General features: G+C 65.9%; 16 protein-coding genes, 2 tRNA genes and 1 pseudogene. 10 read left to right on the forward strand and 9 right to left on the reverse strand.

The window, feature by feature from the left end; genetic code table 11:
- Positions 1 to 51: 51 nt before the first annotated feature.
- A complete protein-coding gene (locus M1248_RS01350) occupies positions 52 to 447 on the reverse strand; it encodes a globin (protein WP_083125814.1) in 396 nt (131 codons plus the stop codon).
- A 139-nt stretch (positions 448 to 586) separates the two neighbouring features.
- Here M1248_RS01350 and M1248_RS01355 point away from each other — a divergent pair, with 139 nt between their 5' ends.
- From M1248_RS01355 to M1248_RS01365, 3 genes are all read left to right on the forward strand, one after another.
- Positions 587 to 1,255 carry an HNH endonuclease gene (locus M1248_RS01355; RefSeq protein WP_317147337.1) on the forward strand — a complete coding sequence of 223 codons (669 nt, stop codon included), beginning with the start codon at positions 587 to 589 and terminating at the stop codon, positions 1,253 to 1,255.
- A 122-nt stretch (positions 1,256 to 1,377) separates the two neighbouring features.
- The gene (locus tag M1248_RS01360) at positions 1,378 to 1,629 is read left to right on the forward strand and encodes a hypothetical protein (RefSeq protein WP_163729816.1); all 252 of its coding nucleotides are present in this window, start codon (positions 1,378 to 1,380) and stop codon (positions 1,627 to 1,629) included.
- Positions 1,616 to 2,098 carry a DUF5130 domain-containing protein gene (locus tag M1248_RS01365; protein WP_163729815.1) on the forward strand — a complete coding sequence of 161 codons (483 nt, stop codon included), beginning with the start codon at positions 1,616 to 1,618 and terminating at the stop codon, positions 2,096 to 2,098. The genes M1248_RS01360 and M1248_RS01365 overlap by 14 nt, the downstream gene beginning before the upstream one ends.
- Here M1248_RS01365 and M1248_RS01370 read toward each other — a convergent pair.
- The 3 genes from M1248_RS01370 to M1248_RS01380 form a co-directional block, all read right to left on the reverse strand.
- Positions 2,095 to 2,445, reverse strand: coding sequence for an HNH endonuclease (locus M1248_RS01370; RefSeq protein ID WP_174262064.1), 351 nt, complete (start codon positions 2,443 to 2,445; stop codon positions 2,095 to 2,097). The genes M1248_RS01365 and M1248_RS01370 overlap by 4 nt on opposite strands.
- Before the next feature lie 101 nt (positions 2,446 to 2,546).
- Complete coding sequence (gene pepN, locus M1248_RS01375; RefSeq protein WP_163729813.1) at positions 2,547 to 5,132, reverse strand: aminopeptidase N; 2,586 nt, start codon at positions 5,130 to 5,132, stop codon at positions 2,547 to 2,549.
- Between the two features lie 37 nt (positions 5,133 to 5,169).
- On the reverse strand, positions 5,170 to 5,547 hold the full coding sequence (locus tag M1248_RS01380) for a DUF732 domain-containing protein (protein WP_317147463.1): 378 nt from the start codon (positions 5,545 to 5,547) through the stop codon (positions 5,170 to 5,172).
- 195 nt (positions 5,548 to 5,742) lie between these two features.
- Between M1248_RS01380 and M1248_RS01385 the strand changes: the two genes are divergently transcribed.
- Positions 5,743 to 6,366: a DsbA family protein gene (locus M1248_RS01385; RefSeq protein ID WP_317147338.1), complete on the forward strand. Its 624-nt coding sequence runs from the start codon at positions 5,743 to 5,745 to the stop codon at positions 6,364 to 6,366.
- Positions 6,367 to 6,396: 30 nt separating this feature from the next.
- Here M1248_RS01385 and M1248_RS01390 read toward each other — a convergent pair whose 3' ends face one another.
- Positions 6,397 to 6,906 (reverse strand): hypothetical protein, encoded by a 510-nt coding sequence (locus M1248_RS01390; RefSeq protein ID WP_317147339.1) that lies wholly within the window; start codon positions 6,904 to 6,906, stop codon positions 6,397 to 6,399.
- A 149-nt stretch (positions 6,907 to 7,055) separates the two neighbouring features.
- Between M1248_RS01390 and M1248_RS01395 the strand changes: the two genes are divergently transcribed.
- Both M1248_RS01395 and M1248_RS01400 read left to right on the forward strand, forming a co-directional pair.
- On the forward strand, positions 7,056 to 7,535 hold the full coding sequence (locus M1248_RS01395) for a ribose-5-phosphate isomerase (protein WP_207568591.1): 480 nt from the start codon (positions 7,056 to 7,058) through the stop codon (positions 7,533 to 7,535).
- A 3-nt stretch (positions 7,536 to 7,538) separates the two neighbouring features.
- Positions 7,539 to 8,333, forward strand: a complete 795-nt coding sequence (locus tag M1248_RS01400) for an Fpg/Nei family DNA glycosylase (RefSeq protein ID WP_317147340.1) — start codon at positions 7,539 to 7,541, stop codon at positions 8,331 to 8,333.
- 18 nt (positions 8,334 to 8,351) lie between these two features.
- Here M1248_RS01400 and M1248_RS01405 read toward each other — a convergent pair whose 3' ends face one another.
- Both M1248_RS01405 and M1248_RS01410 read right to left on the reverse strand, forming a co-directional pair.
- Entirely contained in the window at positions 8,352 to 9,134 is a 783-nt protein-coding gene (locus M1248_RS01405) for a DUF1542 domain-containing protein (RefSeq protein ID WP_317147341.1), read from the reverse strand.
- 74 nt (positions 9,135 to 9,208) lie between these two features.
- Positions 9,209 to 10,339, reverse strand: coding sequence for a hypothetical protein (locus M1248_RS01410; protein WP_317147342.1), 1,131 nt, complete (start codon positions 10,337 to 10,339; stop codon positions 9,209 to 9,211).
- A gap of 216 nt (positions 10,340 to 10,555) precedes the next feature.
- Here M1248_RS01410 and M1248_RS01415 point away from each other — a divergent pair, with 216 nt between their 5' ends.
- Positions 10,556 to 11,797 (forward strand): SpoIIE family protein phosphatase, encoded by a 1,242-nt coding sequence (locus tag M1248_RS01415; RefSeq protein ID WP_317147343.1) that lies wholly within the window; start codon positions 10,556 to 10,558, stop codon positions 11,795 to 11,797.
- A 122-nt stretch (positions 11,798 to 11,919) separates the two neighbouring features.
- Here the strand turns inward: M1248_RS01415 and M1248_RS01420 are convergent.
- Positions 11,920 to 15,167, reverse strand: a pseudogene (locus M1248_RS01420) (helix-turn-helix transcriptional regulator).
- Positions 15,168 to 15,344: 177 nt separating this feature from the next.
- Between M1248_RS01420 and M1248_RS01425 the strand changes: the two are divergent.
- On the forward strand, positions 15,345 to 16,199 hold the full coding sequence (locus tag M1248_RS01425) for a maleylpyruvate isomerase N-terminal domain-containing protein (RefSeq protein ID WP_317147344.1): 855 nt from the start codon (positions 15,345 to 15,347) through the stop codon (positions 16,197 to 16,199).
- 114 nt (positions 16,200 to 16,313) lie between these two features.
- Here M1248_RS01425 and M1248_RS01430 read toward each other — a convergent pair.
- A tRNA-Gly gene (locus M1248_RS01430) sits at positions 16,314 to 16,387 on the reverse strand.
- Between the two features lie 119 nt (positions 16,388 to 16,506).
- Between M1248_RS01430 and M1248_RS01435 the strand changes: the two genes are divergently transcribed.
- Together M1248_RS01435 and tig are read left to right on the forward strand one after the other, a co-directional pair.
- Positions 16,507 to 16,580: transfer RNA gene (locus M1248_RS01435), tRNA-Pro, on the forward strand.
- A gap of 51 nt (positions 16,581 to 16,631) precedes the next feature.
- The gene (gene tig, locus M1248_RS01440) at positions 16,632 to 18,032 is read left to right on the forward strand and encodes a trigger factor (protein ID WP_317147464.1); all 1,401 of its coding nucleotides are present in this window, start codon (positions 16,632 to 16,634) and stop codon (positions 18,030 to 18,032) included.
- The last annotated feature ends 101 nt before the right edge of the window (positions 18,033 to 18,133 follow it).

The following is an 18,133-nucleotide window of genomic DNA, read 5'->3' on the forward strand; positions in this document are numbered from 1 at the left end:
CCGCTCGCACCGTCGAGGAAACGGCGCGTTCACCGCAGCTTGGCCCGCTCGTCAGAAGGGTGAGTTGACCATCGAGTGCGCGGCCATCTCCAAGTAGGCCAGGAGCTCGGCGCGATGCTCGTCGTCCAGCGTCTGCGAGTCGATCTCCGCGACGGCGGTGTGCATGCAGCGCAGCCATGCGTCGCGCTCGAGATAACCGATCCGAAACGGTGCGTGCCGCATTCGCAGCCTCGGATGACCGCGCTGGTCAGAGTAGGTCCTCGGCCCGCCCCAATACTGCTCGAGGAACATCCGCAGCCGCACCTCGGCGCCGTCGAGGTCTTCCTCGGGATACAGCGGGAGCAGGATCTCGTCCTCGCGCACCAACTGGTAGAACCGCGACACGAGGGTGCGGAACGTGTCATGGCCACCGACTTCGTCGTAGAACGACCGCTGGGGCTGAGTCACTCCACCATTGTGTCCTGCCGCCACGAAGCGCTGCCCAGCCGGTCGCGTCACCCGATGTTCATTGGACTGACCAGCGAACACGAGCAGAATTGTCGTGCGATTGACAGGAATCCGTGGTGGACTGTCCGACGGAGGACGTATGGCGCATCGCAAGAAAGGCCCGTCCAAGAGGGCTGGCCACCGGCTTCACGACGCCGCAGCCGGCTTGTCCGGGCCCGCAGTGTCGCATTCGCAGTCGCGCGTCCTGCACAGCGTCGAAACCCATCCGCCCAGTACCAGGGAAGGCTCGCTGTGGGGCCGGCGGCGGGTACTCCTGCTGAACTCCACGTACGAACCGTTGACCGCTCTGCCCATGCGGCGGGCGGTCATCATGCTGATGTGCGGAAAAGCCGACGTGGTCCACGACGATCCGGGCGGCCCCGTCATCCACTCCGCCAGCCGCTCCATCGTGGTGCCCTCGGTCATCCGGCTGCGGTCCTACGTCCGAGTGCCTTACCGTGCGCGCATCCCGATGACCAGGGCCGCGCTGATGCACCGCGACCGGTTCCGCTGCGCCTATTGCGGCGCCAAGGCTGACACCGTCGACCATGTGGTGCCACGCAGTCGCGGCGGCGAGCATTCGTGGGAGAACTGTGTGGCGGCCTGCTCGACGTGCAACCACCGCAAGGCCGACCGTTTGCTCTCCGAACTCGGCTGGTCGCTGCGCTCGGTGCCGGTACCGCCGAAGGGCCAGCATTGGCGACTGCTGTCCAGCGTGAAGGAACTCGATCCGGCATGGGTTCGGTATCTGGGCGAAGGCGCGGCCTGAGCTATGGCCCTTGGCTCTTCGCGCAGGCGCTCATCGCTGGCTGTCGGCTCTTCGCGCAGGCGCTCATCGCTGGCTGTTGGCTCTTCGCGCAGGCGCTCATCGCTGGCTGATACGGTTTGCGCGTGAGCACAGCACTTACTCATTCCCTCCTTGGCGGGGTTCCACTGGCCGTGCTGCTGGTGTTGATGTTCTTGATCTACGTCGTCGGTCCAAAGCGCAAGGGCCCGCATCCGGCTACCTACAAGATGTCCGACAAGTGGACGCATGACCCGATCCTGTGGGCAGCCGATGAACCCGCCGATCACGGCGGTCATGGGGCTGGCCATGGTTCGCACCCCGTCACGGTAGGAGGCGGCGCAAGTGGCAAGTGGTGACGTCGTAACTACTCGTTCCACGGAACTCGCCGAGCTGCCGCGCGGCTGGGTCGTCACGAACAGCGGCCGGATCTCCGGGGTCACCGAGCCCGGCGAGTTGTCGGTGCACTACCCCTTCCCGGTCAACGATCTGGCGTTTCTCGACGACGCGCTGAAATACGGTTCGCGCGCCGCCAAGGCCCGTTTCGCGGTGTACCTCGGGGACCTCGGCGCCGATACCGCGGCGACCGCCCGCCAGATCCTGGCGAAGGTGCCGACACCGGACAACGCCGTGCTGCTCGCGGTGTCCCCCGACCAGCGCGCGATCGAGGTGGTCTACGGCAGCGAGGTCAGCGGCCGCGGCATCGAGGAGTCCGCACCCAAGGGAGTGACCGCCGCCGCGGAGCTGTTCAAGGACGGCAAGCTCATCCCGGGCCTGATCAAGGCCGTCGAGGTGATGAGCGCCGGGGTCTCACCAGCAGCTCATTAGCCGGCGTCGGCCAACAGCGCCGCACGGATCTCGACGTATCGCTGGAGAAATCTGCGTTCGTCGAGGCGCTTACGGCGCATCCATCCGGTGACTTCGTCGTTGCACTTGCTGGTGTTGCACCTGGCGCAAGCGGGCACGACGTTGTCGATGGTGTAGCGCCCGCCGCGGGATATCGCCATGACGCAATCGCGCTGTAGTGCAGCGTCGGTCGCCCCGCAGTAAGCGCAACCTTCCCAGGCATCCTTGATGGCTGCCCACTGCTCGGCGGTCAGGTCATGGTCGACGGCGGCCATCCGTTTCTTGCGCTTGCGCGCAGCGCGCGCTCGTCTCGTCCGACTGACCGCCATCCACAAAGAATGCCGCGCGAGTGACCGCAAAGTGCACACGGTTTACGGCGTGTCGCCGTACAAACACGGTCACTCGCGGCTTCGCGTGGGCCTTGCGAAAGTCAGCTGGCGTCGAAACCCCGTGCACGCAGCGACCGCTCGACCCCGGCGCGGCCTTCGAGCACCAGCCGGCGTAGCGGCGGCGGCACGTCTGGGTCAGACAGGAACCTGTCGGCGGCGTTTAACCCCTCCTGGCTGATGTCCCATGACGGATACAGCCCGACGACGACGGTCTGTGCCACCTCGCTCGACCGCCGTTGCCAGACGCCGGAGATGGCGCTGAAGTACTTGTCGCGGAACGGCTTCAGCAGTTCTTCCTGACCCGGGCGCACGAAGCCGATGGTGATCGACCGCGCGGTGACGTTGGCCAGGGTGTCGTCCTCCATGACCTCCTGCCAGTCCGCTTCCTTCACCGCCAACTGAGGCCGCGCCGCCGCGGCCTGCGCGGCATGCCGCCCACCTGCAGCCGTCGGATCGCGTTCGGCTTCCGCGTCGATGAACGGTGATTCGGGGCCGTCCGCGTCGATGACGCCTGCGGTGGCCAACGCGGTGACAATGCGCCAGCGCAAGTCCGTGTCGATCACCAGGCCCGGCATGTTCACCGCCTCGGGCTCGTTGTCCAACAGCGTCGACAGCACAGCAATGTGGTTGGGGGAGAGCACCGATGCGCACAGCGCATTGACGAACGCCAGCTGGTGGTCAGAACCCGGTGCCGACTCGCGTGCACGGTCCAGCAGTGCATCGCCGAATGCCGGCCAGCCGTTCTCTTTCGCCCAGACCGGGTCGGCGTAGGAGCCGAGCGCGGTCTGTGCCTGCAACAGGAGGCGTTGCGCGACACCGACTTCGGATTCGGCGTGCACACCGCTGATGACGAGGGCGACGAAGTCGCGGGCCTTCAGTTCGGCGTCACGGGTCATCTCCCACGCCGCCGACCACGCCAGCGTGCGGGGGAGCGGCTCGGCGATATCGGCGATCCTCGTGAGCGCCGTCTGCAGCGACTGCGGGTCAAGGCGTAACGAGCAGTACGTCAGGTCGTCGTCGTTGACCAGGACGAGCTGTCCCCGCGAAACTCCCTGCAGCGCAGATACTTCGGTAACATCACCCTCGATGTCGAGCTCCTCGCGGTGCGTTCGCACCAGCTTGCCGCTACCGTCGTCGTCATAGATTCCGACCGCGAGGCGGTGCACGCGTGTCTCCCCGGCGCCCGGTTGCGCCCCGCTCTGGGCGATCGCGAACCGGGTGAAATTGTCGTCGGCGTCGAGGTCGAATTCAGCACGCAGCGTGTTGAGTCCGGTGGTTTTGAGCCACTGCCTGCCCCAGCCGGACAGGTCGCGTCCGGACGCCTTCTCCAGCGCGCCCAGCAGGTCGCCGAACGTCGCATTCGCAAAAGCGTGGTCGCGGAAGTAATCCCGCAGGCCGGCCAGGAACGACTCGAGTCCCACGTAAGCCACGAGCTGCTTCAGGACGCTGGCGCCCTTGGCGTAGGTGATGCCGTCGAAGTTCACCTCGACGGCGTGCAGATCGGGGATGTCGGCGGCCACCGGATGCGTCGACGGCAACTGATCCTGCCGGTATGCCCAGGACTTCTCGACGTTCGCGAACGTCGTCCAGGCCTCTTTGTACTCGGTCGCCTCGGCCTGGCACAGCACCGAGGCGAACGTCGCGAACGACTCGTTGAGCCACAGGTCGTCCCACCACTGCATCGTGACCAGATCGCCGAACCACATGTGCGCCATCTCGTGCAGGACGGTCTCCGCGCGTCGCTCGTACGACGCCCGCGTCACCTTGCTGCGAAAGACGTAATCCTCGAGAAATGTCACGGCGCCGGCGTTCTCCATAGCGCCCGCATTGAACTCCGGCACGAACAGCTGGTCGTACTTGCCGAAGGCATACGGCACGCCGAAGTTGTTGTGGTAGAAGCCGAATCCCTGCTTCGTCTCGGTGAAAAGCCGCTCCGCGTCCATGAATTCGGCGAGCGACTTGCGGCAGAACAGGCCGAGCGGAATGTCGCCGTGCTCGTCGTTGTAGTTGTCGTCCCAGCGCGCGTACGGGCCGGCGATCAGCGCGACCAGATAGGTGCTCATCCTCGGTGTGACGGCGAAGGTGTGCCGTTTGCCGGCGCCCGCGTCTTCGGCGTCGGTGGTGGCGCCGTTGGAGACGACCTCCCAGTGCGACGGGGCCGTGACGGTCACCTCGAAGGTCGCCTTGAGGTCGGGCTGGTCGAAGCACGCGAACATCCGCTTGGCGTCGGCGGTTTCGAACTGTGAGTACAGGTAGACCTCGTCGTCGACCGGGTCGACGAACCGATGCAGGCCTTCACCGGTGTTGGAATAGCGGCATTCGGCGTCGACGACGAGGACGTTGCTTTCGACCAGGCCCGTCAGCGGAATACCGGTGGACTCGTCGTAACTCGACACGTCGATGTCGCGGCCGTTGAGGACGGCGCTGCGGACGCGATCGGCGGCGATGTCGATGTAGGTGTCGGCGCCGGGCAGCGCTTCGAAGTCGACGGTCGTCACCGATCGGAACGTGCGCTCGCCGGGCTTGCCGGCGCCGTCGGTCAGATCGAGGTCGATGCGGTAGTTGCCGACGGTGACCAGTGCGGCGCGTTCGACGGCTTGGTCACGGGTGAGGTTGGGAAGTGCCACGTGTCCAACCTAGTGGTCGGTCTCGTGGTGAGGCGCGCTAGAACCCCGGTATCCCGAACCCGTTGAGCCCGGTGAGCCCGTTCAGGCCGCCCAGTCCGTCGAGCCCCTCCAGGACGGTGCCGTTGCCGATCCGGGCCATCATCGATGGGCAGTACATCGATATGGCGATCCCGGTGAAGAAGGCCGCCATGTCGGGGTTGATGCCGTTGTTGGAAACGGTGGAGTACACCGACGCCAGGTTCTTGCCCGGTTCGACGAGCATCGGGCAGACCGACTGTCCGAGCCTTTCCGTGCTTACGGCATCGCCGTACCCAATGCCGGCGTCGTTCAGCGCGTTGAGGAACGTCGTGTCCACCGGCTCGGCGGACGCCGGCGCCGCGAGACAGAGTGCCATCGCGGGTCCGGCCAGGGTCATGGCGATCGTGCGTTTCGTTTTAATCACAGGTGAAACACTGATTGACAACAGTCACATCGACAACACGCTTGTATAACTGTTTGCACACTATGCGTGTCCTGTGCGCCGGTATGTCGCAATGCGTGGCAGCGGGAACATGCGGGCGGGGTGCAAGGTTGTCTGAATGGACGTCTGACCAACTACCGAGAGGTTTTCATGCCCGAGAAGTCTGTCGCCGGTTTCTGGTTCGACCCGCTGTGCCCGTGGTGCTGGATCACGTCCCGTTGGATCCTCGAAGTCGAAAAGGTGCGCGATATCGAGGTGCAGTGGCACGTGATGAGTCTTGCGGTGCTCAACGAGAACAAAGACGATCTGCCTGAGCAGTACCGCGAAGGTCTCAAGCAGGCGTGGAAGCCGGTCCGGGTGGCGATCGCCGCAGAGCAGGCCAAGGGCAGCGAAATCCTCGCGCCTCTGTACACGGCGATGGGCACTCGCATCCACAACCAGGGATATGGAGACTTCGACTCCGATTTCACAAAGGTCATCAAGGAGTCGCTGGAAGAGGTCGGACTGCCGGCCGAGCTGGCCGAGGCCGCCAACACCGACAAGTACGACGAGGCGCTGCGAGAGAGCCATCACGCGGGTATGGATGCCGTCGGCGACGACGTCGGCACCCCCACGATTCACGTCAACGGTGTCGCCTTCTTCGGCCCGGTGCTGTCGAAGATCCCACGCGGCGAAGAGGCCGGAAAGCTGTGGGACGCCTCGGTGACGTTTGCGTCCTATCCGCACTTCTGGGAGCTGAAGCGCACCCGCACGGAGCCGCCGGTATTCGATTGACCGCTCGCGGTCGCCTTCGGCTGACGAGCGTTAGCGCGCCCCGAGCCACCACGAATACAGCGCCGTGAGGTCGTCGCCCGATGCCGACCCCACGAACAGATCCGAAGTCTTGGTCCACGACACCGTCGGCGCGCCTTCTCGGGGGCCGCTGGCTGTCGTGCAGACCACCATGCCGCCTCCCCATGCGACCGGCTGCGCGCCGGCCGCTCCCGGACATGCGACAGGACTACCACTGCCCGCCAATATGCCGAAGGCCGTGTCCACGTCGGCAGTGCTCCCGTACAGCGAGTAGACGGCGCTGTACGGCCCGCCCGGTTGACTGTTCCGGCCGCAGCCGAGCCTGGCGACGAACGGGTCTTCGGGGTACTGCCGGCCGACTTGGCAATCGGTCGAGCCCGCGGGGATCAGAGCGGCCAGTTCGTCATTGCGTGCCTGATCGCTTGCTGGGTCAGCGGCGGCTGGTGCCCAAGTACCGAGAAGTGTGGCCGCCGAAAGACAACCGACAGCGATCGCTCGTGAAGGCTGAAACAAATCGAACATTTGCCGCTCTCCGATTCCGGCGCCCATGGCCGTGATAAGCCGCGATGTTATGCCTGCGCGGAGGTTTGCACGGCGACTTCGCAGTTTGTCAGCCCTCCCTCGCCGGTATGCGAGCACGCTGGCAAGAACCGTCTGCCAGAATGGCCGCCATGCGCGTCTACCTGGGAGCCGACCACGCGGGCTTCGAGTTCAAGCAGCGGATCATCGAGCACCTCACCGCCAACGGGCACGAGCCCGTCGATTGCGGGGCGTACGCGTACGACGCCGACGACGACTACCCGGCGTTCTGCATCGCGGCCGCCGAGAAGACTGTCGCCGACCCGGGCAGCCTCGGCATCGTGCTCGGCGGCTCGGGCAACGGCGAGCAGATCGCCGCGAACAAGGTGCCCGGTGTGCGGTGTGCGTTGGGGTGGAGCGTCGAGACGGCCAAACTCGCGCGCGAGCACAACAACGCGCAGGTGATCGGCATCGGCGGGCGCATGCATACGGAAGAGGAGATGCTCGCGATCGTCGATGCGTTCCTAACCACGCCGTGGTCGAAAGCCGAACGGCATCAACGTCGTATCGACATCCTGTCCGAGTACGAGCGCACCCACGTCGCGCCGCCTGTGCCCGGCGCGCCGAGCTAGGGGATGCCGGAAGGGCACACGCTGCACCGGCTTGCCCGGCTGCATCAGCGCCGCTTCGGCCGGGCACCGGTCATGGTGTCCAGCCCGCAGGGCCGATTCACCGAAGGGGCCGCGGCGGTCAGTGGACATGTCCTCAAGAAGGCCACTGCGTGGGGTAAGCACCTGTTCCACCACTACGACGGCGGTCGTGTCGTGCACGTTCACCTCGGGTTGTACGGGACGTTCACCGAACTCCCGCTGCCCATGCCACTGCCGGTCGGTCAGGTGCGGATGCGGATGGTCGGTGCCGAGTACGGCGCCGACCTGCGCGGCCCGACGGTGTGCGAGGTAATCGACGAGCCGGAGATCGCCGACATCGTCGCGCGTCTTGGCCCAGACCCGTTGCGCCGCGACACCGACGGGGCATTGGCGTGGCACCGAATCCGCAAGTCGCGCAGACCCATCGGTGCACTGCTGATGGACCAGTCGGTGATTGCAGGCGTGGGCAACGTGTACCGCAGCGAGCTGTTGTACCGACATCTCATCGACCCGTACCGGCCGGGCACGCACATCGACGAGAGCGAATTCTTCGCGATGTGGGCAGATCTCGTCGAGTTGATGAAGGTGGGCGTTCGGCGGGGCAAGATCATCGCGATCCGCCCCGAGGACGACCATGGGTTGCCGGCATATGGACCCGGCAGGCCGCGCACCTACGTGTACCGGCGTGCAGGAGAGCCATGTCGGGTGTGCGGCACCGAAATTCGCACTGCGGAGTTGGAGGGCCGCAACCTGTTCTGGTGCCCGACCTGCCAGAAATAGGAATCGACTCTGCTGGGGCTAGAAGCCGCCGAAGTCGCCTCCGAAGTCGCCGCCGCCCCAATCGCCGCCCCAGCCGCCATCGCCGCCGCCGAAGTCGCCCCCGCCGCCGTCGGCGTAGTCACCCCCGCCGTCGCCGCCCTGATCGAATCCTTGGTCGTATCCCTCCGCGAAGCCCTGCTCGTAGCCGGTGCCGGCCATCCCCGAGAACAGCGCGCTGAACAGGAACATCGATCCCACACCCCACGCGCCGGCGACCAGTGCCGGCTTCCACCACGGCTCCGAGTACCAGCCAGCGGGCACGGGGCGGCCGGCGACGCGGCCGCCGGGGTAATAGTTCGGTGTGCGCTCGGACGGAGCCGGTGACGCCTCGATCTCGCGACCTTCGAAGTTCACCTTCCGGTCCTCGGTGACGGTGCCGGCCGAACGTTGGCCGGCAAGCGTTTCCAACTCGGGACCCGGGTCGATGCCCATTGCGGTGCGGGCGGCACGCACGTAGTAGAGGCCTTCGAGCGCACTCTCCTTGGCGAGCAGCGCCTGCTTGGCGGTGTTTGCCTGCTCGATCTGCGAACCCGCCGCCGTATACCGCTCCGATGCGTCGGCAAGCGCCTGCTTGGAGGCGTCGTCGGTGCCGGTCAAGTTGATGACCTGGCCGCCGAGGCGTTCGATCACGCGACGCGCATCGGCTTTCGCGTCCTCCAGTGAGGCGGCATTGCGCCGGTCGGAGGCCCTCATCGCTCCGTACACCACCGCACCGAGAGCGACGACGACCACGACAACGAGGACAAGCAGGACGCTGTTCATGGCGTCCAGCGTACCGACAGGAAACAGTCAAGATCGGTCGCGAACATGCAGCGGGTTACGCCCAGAGCGGAGACCTACAGGGCAAGAGTCCTGCGCAGGTGCCAGGCGACATCACCGTCGGTGTCCTTGTCGGGATGGCTGAAGTACTCAGTGTGCGCGGACCCGGGTTTGAGCCGCTCGGGCTGATTGCCGCTCACCGCGATGTCGCGGATGCCGGCGCCGAACAACGGACCCAACTCGCCGCCGAACCAGTCGCCGCGGAGGCTGCCCCGAGTCACGGGAAACCACATGTTCGTCCATCGCGTGGCGGCGAACGGAGACTCAGGTTGGCATCCGGCGACTACGCCGCGACGCATCAGTTCCTCGAACAGCTCACGCCGCATGGCGCCGTCCGACGTCTTTATGCCGTTGAGCAACGGCGGCCGAGTAAGCAACAGATCCGCAAGGAACAGCGGTGCGCCGACGGTGACGAAATCGGTTATGTGCGAAGGCTTTCCCTGCTTGTGAAACTGTGCCCAGAATAGCGTCAGCGCGTCATACGCGATGTACGTGCCGGTACCGTGGGCAACCACGACGATGCGCGTGTAGCCCTCCTCGTGCAAATCGCGGAGAAGGTCGACCAGGCCGCCGCGAACGGCTCGTCGCGCCGCATACGAGGGCGGCGACGGATCCAGGTAGCGGGCGGAGTCGACCAAGGGCGCGGTCTTCTTGTTCACCAACGCTCGCGCCAGCATGCGGTAGAGGCCGAACCAAAAGATCAACACGGCCGCGCTGATGGTCAACCCGATGATCCACGCCGGAACATCCGAATTCAGCGCGTAGCCGGACACGAACAGTACGGGGATCAGCAACAGGGCCGACAGCACCACGATCCAGACCCGACGCCAAATCCCGACCAGCGCGTCGGGCACATTGCCGGGCCGCCGCAGAAAGAGCCGCAGCGCCGTCGATGCAACGCCGGCGTACTTGCCCGCCGTCATGAGGAATGGCCAGTGGTATTCGAAGAAGTCGACCAGACCGGGGGCGACGTAGCGACGTGCTTCGTAGGTGTCGGTGACCTCGGCCGGCCGCGGTTGATAGTTCCATTTCCCGTCGAGCGGATGAAGTGCCGTCCTCACGAAACCTTCGAACGTCTCCATCGGGCTTTTTTCGCCCATTCCATGCACGATGACGACCGCTGTGGGTCGCGGATCCTCCGCTGCCATGTCACCTTCCAAGACTGTTTGTCGCGAGGAGAGTCCGCGATCCCGATGAATTCTCGACCACAATGCGTGCGCGCGCCTCGAATCTCGGCAGACCGCGCGCGCCGGTGCTGCCTTTCCGCAATCGCGTACACCACCCTGCTCTGCCAAATATGGTTTCGCATAACGCGGGGATCGAGCGATAGGGGACGCGTGGTTCAAGAGCTCGGGCGTGAGGCCATGACAGCCGAAGTCGTCGGTGAAGGCTTCGTGCTCGCTCCCGAGGTCGAAGATGCCCGGATGCGCTCTGTCGAGCAGTTGCACTTGCTGGGCTCAGAACCCGAGGAGCGATTCTCCCGTATCACCCGAATGGCGCGACAGGTGTTCGGTGTGCCGATGGCCGCGGTGTCGCTAATCGATCGTGATTGCCAGTGGTTCAAACAGAACGATGGTCTTGACCTAGCCGGCACGGTGCCCCGGGAGCAGACCATCTGTCGGGCGACCATCGCGCGCACGTACATGAACGTCGATGAACCGGCGCTGATCATCGAGGATGCGCGCCAGGAACCAGATTTCTGCGAACTGCCCGCGATCAAGGCCGAAGGCGGCGTCCGCTTCTACGCCGGCTACCCACTGTTCGGCCCTGGCAGTCACCCTGTCGGCACCTTCTGCATCTACGACACGAAACCGCGCTCGCTCGACAGCGAGCAGGTCGAGACGTTTCGCGAGTTGGCCGGTTGGGTTCAGCGGGAACTGGAACGGTTCGACGAGATGGATCGGGCAACGCAGGTGCAAAGTCATCTGCTGCCGCGACCGCTGGGCGATCTGCCGGGATACACCGTGTGCGCCTTGTGTTTGCCCGCCTTCGCGGTCGGCGGCGACTTCTACGACCATTACAGCTCGCAGCGCGGCGTGATCTTCACCGTCGCCGACGTGATGGGGAAGGGGCTCGGCGCCGCAATCCTGACCGCCAGCGTGCGATCAGCTCTTCGCGCGGCGTCGCGGGCTGTCGACGAAATGGATCACGGTGCTGACCTCGCCGACGCGGTGAACTCCGTGTCGGCGCAACTGTCCGACGATCTCACCAGCACCGAAACCTTCGTCACCCTGTTTCATGCGCGACTGGATATCGCCACGGGAGCAGTGCGCTACGTCGACGCCGGACATGGTCTCGCCCTGATAGTGCGGAAAACCGGTGTCGTCGAGCGGTTGTCGAGCGCGGGTCTGCCGCTCGGCGTGATGCCCGACGAGGAGTGGGTGTCGCACGATGTGATGCTCGAAGACGGTGAAACGCTCGTCATCGCGTCCGACGGTGTGCTGGATCTGATCGGTGACGGCACCGATGTCCGACCTGCGTTGGAGTTTGTCGCTCAATACCCCGATCCCGTCGAGCTGTGCTCTCGAGCGCGTGCAATTGCCGAAGCGGGCGCCGCACTGGACGACGTCACCCTGGTCGCAATCCAGAAGACGCCCGACAAGTGAGCGTTTGCCTACTGCATTCTTCCTGGTATTTCGTTGTGAGCATGCTTAGGCTCAGCCCAGCCGGGCACGGGACTGCGCTGAGCGCGGCCATTCCGCTGGATATCTACGTATGAGAACCGGCTTCAACCGTCAGCCTTAAGCGCTGCTTCCTGCGCGAGCTGAACACGGGACCTCAGCCCGAGTTTGGTGTAGACGTGCGTCAGGTGAGTTTGCACGGTGCGAGGGGAGACGAAGAGCCTTGTCGCGATGTCCTTGTTCGCGAGGCCTTCACTTACCAGCCTGACGACGTCGCGCTCGGTCGGCGTCAGCGCTGCCCACCCGCTCGTCGGACGTTTGCGTTCGCCGCGGCGGCGCTGCGCATACGCGATCGCCTCGTCGGTGGACAAGCGGTGCCCTTCTGCCCACATTGCATCAAAGTCTCTGTGACCCAGAGCATCTCGCAGCTCCGACACCGATGCCTCGTACACGGGGAGGAAGGCCTTCATCTGAACCTCGCCGGTGCGCTGTCGAATGGCTTCTGCCGCGCCGAGGAAGCGCGCAGCTTCCTGGTGGTTGCCGGCGCCAATCGCCAGCACGGCGAGTCGGTCGAGCGCGGGGGCGGCACCGCCGTGAGCAGATACGCCGACCAGGCTCGTCAAGGCGTCATGGGCATCGCGCGCGGCCCGCTCGGGCTCACCCTGAAAGATCTTGACGAGCGCCCGCGCGGTGAGCGCCTGCGCACGATGGGATCCGGTCGTCGCCGAGACCGCTTCGTCGGCCCACTGGCGGGCCACGCTCAAATCGCCGCGGGCCAGAACAGCATAGGCGCCGAAGGTGATCCAGATGGCCGCCATCCTCGGGTAGGCACTGAGGCGGGACCTGCACTCGACCGCCGCCTCGTATGCGGCGGCGACGTCGCCCGCGGCGAGGTGCGCGAAGGTCAACCCCGCGGAGGCAAGTCCGGGGTGGAACCCGCCGAGTCGGGTAGCGGCCTCGAGGGCGGAGATGGCCGACCGCTCAGCGGCACTCGGCGCTCCGCTCCAAGCCTGCATGACGGCGAGGAGGGACAACGCAGGCGCTCTCCACAGCACGTCGCCGACAGCGTCGAGTTCGGCGACCAATGCAAGCAGTATGTCGACGGCTCTGCCGGCGTCTCCGCCCAGCCCTGTTGCCGTCCCCAACGCCCACCGGCAGCCTTGCGAGTCGAGCCTGTTGCCGACGGCGTCGGCCAGATCCCGCCCCTCCTCGGCAGCCGCGCGTGCGGTTACCGGGTCCCCCGCCATCACCGCCCCGTAGGCGTGCAGCCCCAAAATCTGGCTGAGGCGCCATTCGTCGTTGAGCGAACGGGCTAGGTCGATCGCCTCGGCGAGATGAGGCTGGGCCCGATCGGGATCGAAGACAGCGATTCCGCAACAGGCGGTCAGCGCGCGCAGTAACAGCTCGGGATCGTCGGCCGCACGCGCGATCGTCAGCGCCTCCAAGGCCGCTTCCAAACGATCGGTGGCACCGGTGTAGACGTCGAGCACAGCATTCGTGGCCAGCAAGCACGCGAAGGCGGTCGGCTTCGCCTCGCGCAAGCCCGCGCCTCCATCGAGAAGCACGTTGTCACACCACGCCATGCCCTCTCGCATGCGGCCCCGCGCAAGCCACAGCGGCTGCAGCGAGCACGCCAGCTGGGACGCACGCTCCAGGTCGGATTCCTCGCGGCTCCACGTGAATGCGGCACGCAGATTGTCGATCTCGGTCTCGACCCGTTCGAGCCGTTGCTTGTGATCGCGACCCGAGGAGCCCTCCAAGGACGCCGCCATCGCCGCGAAGTGATCCCGGTGGCGTTTGCGCGCCGAATCGCCTTGGCCCGACTCGGCGAGCCTTTCCTGCGCGTACTGACGGACCGTCTCCAACAGTCGGTACCGTGTTCGCCCACTGGCACTTTCGACCACTACCAACGACTTGTCGACTAACAGAGTCAGCAGATCGAGGACCTGATGGCGCGCAACGTCGCCACCGGCGGCGACGGCCTCCGCGGCGTCCAGGTCGAATCCGCCCATGAACACCGCGAGCCGGGTGAACAAGACGCGTTCGGGCTCGGTTAACAGCGCGTGGGACCAATCCACCGAGGCGCGCAGGGTCTGCTGGCGCCGCACTGCCGTGCGAGCACCGCCTGTCAACAGCCGAAAGCGGTCGTGCAAGCCGTGGTGAATCTCGGCCAATGAGAGCACACGCACGCGTGCGGCCGCCAGTTCGATGGCAAGCGGCAGGCCGTCGAGGCGCCGGCAGATCTCCGTCACCGCGGCGGAATTGTCCTCGGTGAGGCGGAAGTCGGGCCGAACCTGCCGTGCGCGCTCGGCGAACAATGCGGCGGCCTCACCGTTCAAGGGCAGTGACGGCACCCGCCAACTCACCTCGCCGCTCACGCCGATCGGCTCGCGGCTCGTGGCCAGGATGGTCACCGCCGGACAGCCACGGAGCAGAGCCATGACCAGCTCGGCGCACGCATCCAACAGGTGCTCGCAGTTGTCCAAGACCACTAGCATGCGGCGTTGTCCGACAGATCGCAGCAGCGCGCCCATCGTCGAATGGGCGGGCTGGTCCCGCACGCCCAGCGCCCGGCTCACCGTTACGGGCACCACATCGGGGTCGGTGATCGGCGCCAAATCGACATAACAGACGTCGCCGCCGAGTTCCGCAGCCACCTGGATCGCCAGCCGTGTCTTGCCGATTCCGCCCGCCCCGGTCAGCGTCACCACCCGACTGTCGGTAAGCAACCGGGTCACTTCGCCGATTTCGGCAGCGCGGCCCACGAAACTGGTGAACTGCGTCGGAAGCTGTTGACTGGCAGCGGTTTCTCGGGCACTGAGCGGCGGGAAGTCGTTGCGCAGGTCGGGGTGGCACAGCTGTACGGCGCGCACTGGGTTGGGGAGATCGCGCGGCGGATGCGAACCCAGGTCGATGAGCCAGCTGTCGGCCGGAAGCAGATCAGTGACCAGATCCTCGGTGGTGCCCGATAGGACGGTTTGACCGCCGTGGGCAAGATCGCGCAGGCGCGCTGCGCCACTGACCGTCGTGCCGATGTAGTTGCCCTCGTCGCGCAACTGAACCTCACCGGTATGCACGCCAATGCGCAGCTGGATCGGAAGTAGGGGTGTCCGTTGCAGCGCCAGTGCACACGCCACCGCGTCGCTTGCGCGGGCGAACGCGGCGACGAAGCTGTCGCCTTCGCCCTGCTCGACCGGCCGTACACCGTTGTGCTTCGCAACGAGCTCCCCACGGTGCGGTTCAACCGCGCGACCGCGGCTGTCATCTCCTCCGGTTGGCTCTGCCACAACCGCGTCGAGCCTTCGGCGTCGGCGAGCAGTAGTGTCACCGTCCCCGTCGGAAGCTCTTCCCCCACGTCATCGCTCCTGCCAGTCGCGCTCATGCTAGCCAGCATCGTTCGTCACCCGAGGGGCGAACATCAGCGGAAACGCGTAGATTGCGCCGCCCGGCGGCGAAGGTACGACCTTCTACTCTCCCCGATCTGCGTCGTCCGGCCGATGTTCTCGCGGCAACGATTTCGGATGGTCGAAGAATGAACACGGCAGTAGAGAATCTGGACCGAAGGGCTGCGTGCGCGGCGATCGGGGCGGCAACCGAGCGATTCACCGCTCTGCTGCGGACAACCGCCGACGTCGGGCGCCTCGCGGCGGGCACCGACTGGACTGTGGCCGAAACCGCCGCCCACGTGGCCGTCGTACTCATTGGGTTCAACGCGGCGGTTGCCGCGCAATCCATCGGGCTCACCCCGGATGAGTACGTCGAAGGGGACTTTCCGACCCGGCTGGCGGCGTGCAACGCCGCCACCCTGAACTTCGTCGAGCACACCGATGCGGAAGCACTTGCGCAGCTGATCAACGCTGAGGGAAGACGGTTCCTGAAACTCGTGACGGCGGCGGACCCGGACCAAGAGTGCGATACGCCGTGGTACGGCGCGGGGCGCACCCGCACCGTGGAATGCCTTGCCGCGTTGGCGCTCGGTGAACTGACGTTGCATGGACGCGACATCGCAGCCGGGACGGACCGTCCGTGGCCGATTTCTGCCGACGACGCGACACTGATCCTCGGCACGGTGTGCCCGCACATGTTGCCCCTGGTGGTGCGGCCCAACGCCGGCATGGCCGCACCCGTCATCTACGAGATCCGGCTGCGCGGCGGGCGGCAGCGTCACAAGCAGCGCTTCGTCCTTCGGGTGGCCGACGGTACTGCGCAGGTGCGTGCCCCGGGAGAGCCGGCGGACTGCATCCTGTCTGTGGATCCGGTGACATTCCTCCTCGTTTCCTACGGGCGGATGCCGTTTCGTCGCGCACTGCTGCGCGGTGGGATCGTGCTCAAGGGGCGCCGCCCCTGGCTCGGGCTGCGCTACAAGGACGCGTTCTTCAACCCGTGAAGTCCGCCAATTTGCAGTAGTTATGACTCGACGCGGCCGGGACGTCGGCCTTCAGCGCCATCGGCGCCGCGACGGCCGTGTCGCAGGGGTCCGCTGACCTCTGCGCTGGCCCTGTGGAGCGGGCGACGGGAATCGAACCCGCGTAGCTAGTTTGGAAGACTAGGGCTCTACCATTGAGCTACGCCCGCGTGTGTTGCACCAGGAGACTGTACCGGCGCCCGCGGAATCATCCAATTAAAGGCTGGGCGCGTCCAGGCCGTAGTATCTCGCGTGGTCGTTCTGTGTTTTGAGAGCGACCGCATCGGCGCGGGGTGTAGCGCAGCTTGGTAGCGCATCCGCTTTGGGAGCGGAAGGCCGCAGGTTCAAATCCTGTCACCCCGACTGCACCCTTACATAGGCAAGACCCACCCAGGATCAATGAGGAGCATGAGCGTGAAGAGCACCGTCGAGAAGTTGAGCCCGACCAGGGTTCGCATCAACGTGGAGGTGCCCTTCACCGAGCTCGAACCCGAGTTCGATCGCGCCTTCAAGCAGCTGGCGAGCCAGGTCCGGCTGCCCGGCTTCCGGCCCGGCAAGGCGCCGCGCAAGCTGCTCGAGGCCCGCTTCGGCCGCGAGGCCATGCTGGACCAGGTCGTCAACGATGCACTTCCCGGCCGCTACAGCGAGGCGGTGACGTCCTCGGATCTGCGCCCGATCGGCCAGCCGGACATCGAGGTCACCAAGAAGGAGTACGGCGAGGACCTCGAGTTCACCGCCGAGGTCGACGTCCGCCCCGAGATCGACCTCCCGGACCTTGACGCGCTGGAGCTCACGGTCGACGCCATCGAGGTCAACGACGAAGAGGTGGACGCCGAGCTGCAGAACCTCCGCGCCCGCTTTGGCACGCTCACCGGTGTCGACCGCGCCGCCGAGGATGGCGACTTCGTCTCCATCGACCTGTCCGCGACCGTCGACGGCGAGGACCTACCCGAGGCCAAGACCGAGGGACTCTCGCACGAGATCGGTTCCGGCCAGCTGATCGAGGGCCTCGACGAGGCCATCATCGGCCTCAAGGAAGGGGAGACCCGCGTCTTCACCACCAAGCTGGCCGCCGGCGCCCACGCCGGCGAGGAGGCTCAGGTCACCGTCACCGTGAAGTCGGTCAAGGAGCGCGAGCTGCCCGAGCCCGATGACGAATTCGCCCAGCTGGCAAGCGAATTCGACACCATCGACGAGCTCAAGAACAGCCTCACCGAGCAGCTACGCACCCGCAAGCGCGTCCAGCAGGCCGAGCTGATCCGGGACAAGGTGCTCGAGGCTCTGCTTGACCAGGTCGAGGTGCCGCTGCCCGAGAACGTCGTGCAGGCGCAGGTGGACGAGGCGCTGCACAACGCCATCCACGGGCTGGACCATGACGAGGCGCGGTTCGCCGAGGCGCTCGAGGCTCAGGGCGGCAGCCGGGAGAAGTTCGACGAGGAAAACCGCACCAACGCGGAGAAGGCCGTCAGCACCCAGCTGCTGGTGGACGCGATCGCCGACAAGCTCGACGTCCAGGTCGGTCAGGACGACGTCACTCAGCGCCTGATGCTGATGTCGCAGCAGTACGGCATGGAGCCGCAGCAGCTGCTGGCCGCCCTGCAGGAGAACAACCAGTTGGCGGCGCTGTTCGCCGACGTCCGTCGCGGTCTGGCTGTGGCTCAGGTCGTCGAGGGCGCCACGATCACCGATTCGAATGGTGAGGTCGTGGACACCTCGGAGTTCTTCGGCCGTGGCGGCGATTCCGAGGCGCCTGAAGCATCCGAGGCCTCGGCCGAAACGGCCGAGGCTGACGAGGAAACTGCCGACGCCAAGTGACGCTGTGAGCGAAAGCGGCCTGTCTAGGGAGTGCGCGCTCGCACAGGTTGGTTAGTGTCGGTGAGTGTTAGGACTTGAAAGAAAGCAGGTATCCAGTCGTG

The sequence above is a fragment of the Mycobacterium sp. 29Ha genome, assembly GCF_032883055.1.
In the GTDB taxonomy this organism is placed as follows: Bacteria; Actinomycetota; Actinomycetes; order Mycobacteriales; family Mycobacteriaceae; genus Mycobacterium; species Mycobacterium gallinarum.